The 3,174-nt window shown below is 30.1% G+C and carries 3 protein-coding genes, 1 tRNA gene and 1 rRNA gene; 2 read left to right on the top strand and 3 right to left on the bottom strand.

Annotated elements, in window-relative coordinates:
• A 16S ribosomal RNA gene (locus DP68_RS18670) occupies positions 1–114 on the bottom strand; the annotation flags it as partial.
• Positions 115–528: 414 nt separating this feature from the next.
• On the opposite strand from DP68_RS18670, the gene cls reads away from it, so the two are divergent.
• Both cls and DP68_RS18660 read left to right on the top strand, forming a co-directional pair.
• The gene (gene cls, locus DP68_RS18665) at positions 529–1,965 is read left to right on the top strand and encodes a cardiolipin synthase (RefSeq protein ID WP_035312036.1); all 1,437 of its coding nucleotides are present in this window, start codon (positions 529–531) and stop codon (positions 1,963–1,965) included.
• A 28-nt stretch (positions 1,966–1,993) separates the two neighbouring features.
• On the top strand, positions 1,994–2,599 hold the full coding sequence (locus DP68_RS18660) for a uracil-DNA glycosylase (RefSeq protein ID WP_035312035.1): 606 nt from the start codon (positions 1,994–1,996) through the stop codon (positions 2,597–2,599).
• 25 nt (positions 2,600–2,624) lie between these two features.
• On the opposite strand, the gene DP68_RS18655 is transcribed toward DP68_RS18660, so the two are convergent.
• The gene (locus DP68_RS18655) at positions 2,625–2,948 is read right to left on the bottom strand and encodes a hypothetical protein (RefSeq protein ID WP_035312034.1); all 324 of its coding nucleotides are present in this window, start codon (positions 2,946–2,948) and stop codon (positions 2,625–2,627) included.
• 123 nt (positions 2,949–3,071) lie between these two features.
• Positions 3,072–3,147: transfer RNA gene (locus DP68_RS18650), tRNA-Lys, on the bottom strand.
• Between the last annotated feature and the right edge of the window lie 27 nt (positions 3,148–3,174).

Here is a 3,174-nt window from a genome sequence, read left to right as displayed (position 1 = left end):
CGTGTTCCTCCCCCGTCCGCCGCTAATCCACCCCGAAGGGTTTCATCGCTCGACTTGCATGTGTTAGGCACGCCGCCAGCGTTCGTCCTGAGCCAGGATCAAACTCTCAATTTAAAAGTTTAATCTGTTTCGCTCATCGCGTTTCTTAACATTTAACTGTTAAGTAATTGACTGGTTTCTATTCTCTGTTCAATTTTCAAAGACCCTGTCGCTCTAAGCGACTTTTATATATTAACATTTTTATTTCTTCTTGTCAACAACTTTTTAAAACTTTTTTTAAAATCTTTGTCGACTGTTTGTCGTTTCTTGCGACAACATAAATTATTTTATCATCCATTGTGATTCTTTTTTTTAAGTAACATGTGAATTTATACATATCTTATTAATATTTCTCATTTATACTTGATATATCTCAATTTATCACCTATAGAAACACTTGGCAAAGTTTATTTAATAAAATTTATTTATTATAACTTTTGCCTTTATTTGATATCATATATATATAAGAATAAAAAGGAGTTGCTATGTATGTTTCCTAACTTTAGTTCCTTTCTATATTGGATATTTCTCATAAATGCTTTTATAGTAATAATAATAATATTACTAGAAAGAAAACGACCTGAAAAAACTATAGCTTGGCTATTATTAATAATATTACTTCCACCTATCGGATTATTTTTTTACATATTTCTTGGTCGCAATTGGAAGATACATACCTTAAATAAACACTTTTCTCCTGGAGTAAAGGAGCTAGTTTGTAGAGTTTTAAATAAAATAGAAGACCCTTATTATATACCACTTATCCAACTGCTAGCTAAAAATAGTGATTCTCCACTATTTATTGATAATGATATAGTAATTTTTAATAATGGAGAAGAAAAATTTAAAGCTTTAAAACAAGAAATAAAAAATGCAAAATATCATATTCATTTAGAATATTATATTGTGAAAAATGACACTATAGGAAATGAAATAAAAAAACTATTAATACTTAAGGCTTCAGAGGGGCTAAAAATTAAATTTATTATAGATAGAGTAGGCTCTATTAAGCTTGGCAAGTCATATATACAAGATTTAAAAAATTCTGGTATAGAAGTGATTCAGTATTCATACTTCTTAGCTCCATTTTTACGTCATATAAATACCCAAATTAATTATCGGAATCACAGAAAAATAGCTGTTATTGATGGAAAAACAGGCTTCTTAGGCGGAATCAATATAGGTGATGAATACTTAGGAAAAGGCAAATTAGGATATTGGCGTGATACACATATAATGGTAAAAGGAGATTTCACTTTAGGATTGCAGGGAGTTTTTATAGACGACTTTTGGAATATAAATCATGTTAATAACGCCCCTCCATCTTTTGATAATAACTTTTACAGCTATTTCCCACAATCAGAAAAATCGAAAGGCAAGATAATGCAATTAGTCAAAAGTGGACCTGATTCCCCTTATGCTTCCATACTACAAGGTGTTTTAAAAATGATTTCTATGGCAACACATCATATATATATAACTACACCTTACTTTGTTCCTCCAGAGAGCATAATGGAATCATTAAAAATAGCAGCCCTATCAGGAATTGATGTGAGAATATTATTCCCCGGAAGATATGATCACTTTACGGTATATTACGCTTCTCGTACCTATTTATTAGAACTTATAAAATGTGGTGCAAAAGTTTACTCTTATGATAAAAGTTGTTTTATACATTCAAAAACTATTACAATAGATGGAAAGATCTGCACTGTAGGTACTGCTAATATGGACATTAGAAGTTATGAACTTAATTACGAAATCAATGCAGTAATATACGATGATGAAACTACAACAAAATTAGAAAATATATTTTTAGAAGACTTGAAAAAAAGTAATTTGATTACAGAAGAGGATTATAACAATTCATCCTTCTTAATAAAATCAGTAGAGGCTGTATCTCGCGTATTTTCTTCACTACTATAAATCTTAAAACAATATGGAGGTATTTTATATGAATATAAATGATGAATTGAAAAAAATAGAATTAGAGATTAAGCATATTACAGAAACATATAAAGGTGATCTTACTGGTGGCTACATTGTTGGTGATGGGCCCGTTCCCTGCAAAATATTATTTATTGGTGAAGCCCCTGGTAAAACAGAAATTGAACAAGGTAAGCCATTTGTCGGCATGGCTGGAAGAACCTTTGAAAAATATCTGAGTTCCATTGGTCTTTGTCGAAAGGACATAAGAATAACTAATACTTGTTTTTTTAGACCCATAAAGTCAAAGGAAACCTTAAATAATAGAAAAAGTATAAGCAATAGGCCGCCTAAAACATCTGAAATAAACTTATTCAAACATATAGCTCAAAGAGAAATAGAATTAGTAAATCCCAAAATTATTATAACCTTAGGAAATGTACCCTTGAAACAATGGACTTCATGTACTAATATAGGAGAATGTCATGGTAAGCTTATATTTAATAATAATATAAATACGTACATATTTCCAATGTATCATCCTTCATCTTTAATTTATAATAGAAGTGAGGATTTCTTGAAATCTTATGAAGAAGACTGGTTAAAATTAAGAGAGTCACTGGCCTCTATTTAATAGCCAGCAACCTTCTTAACTTTTATTATAAATCATCCTTTTCTTTATCGCCCTTTAAGTTAGAAATTTTATTAGATAATTCCTTTACTATAATAAGAGAATTATCTAAATCCCTACAATATTCCTCTAAATCCTTATCTATTATTTCATTATTGCTGTACTTTTCAAAAACCTTTTTTCCTATTTCCTCATATTTATTCTTAATGTTTTTTTCCTCGTTACTTATGTTAAGACTTAATTTTGAAATCTCAACTACACCAGAAGACTTTTTGGCAATTATATTTGCTCCTTCTTCTACGGACTGAGCAATTTTAGTTAAACTACTAGATAGCTTATCTTTTAAGTCCATTTTGTTTTATACCCCCACATTTAAATTCTAACTATAATTAACATAATATTATAATTACGGGCTATATGTGCTATTTAAGAAAAATATAAAATAAAAAAGACATCCTAAAAATTAGGATGTCTTTGGTGGCTCACCGGGGAATCGAACCCCGGACACCATGATTAAAAGTCATGTGCTCTACCGACTGAGCTAGTGAACCATATTGTATCTGGCAACGACCTACTCT

The sequence above is a fragment of the Clostridium sp. HMP27 genome, assembly GCF_000765165.1.
Lineage (GTDB): Bacteria > Bacillota > Clostridia > Clostridiales > Clostridiaceae > Clostridium_AK.
The sequence above is the reverse complement of the archived record's forward strand: the minus strand, read 5'-3'. Positions and strand labels throughout refer to the sequence as shown.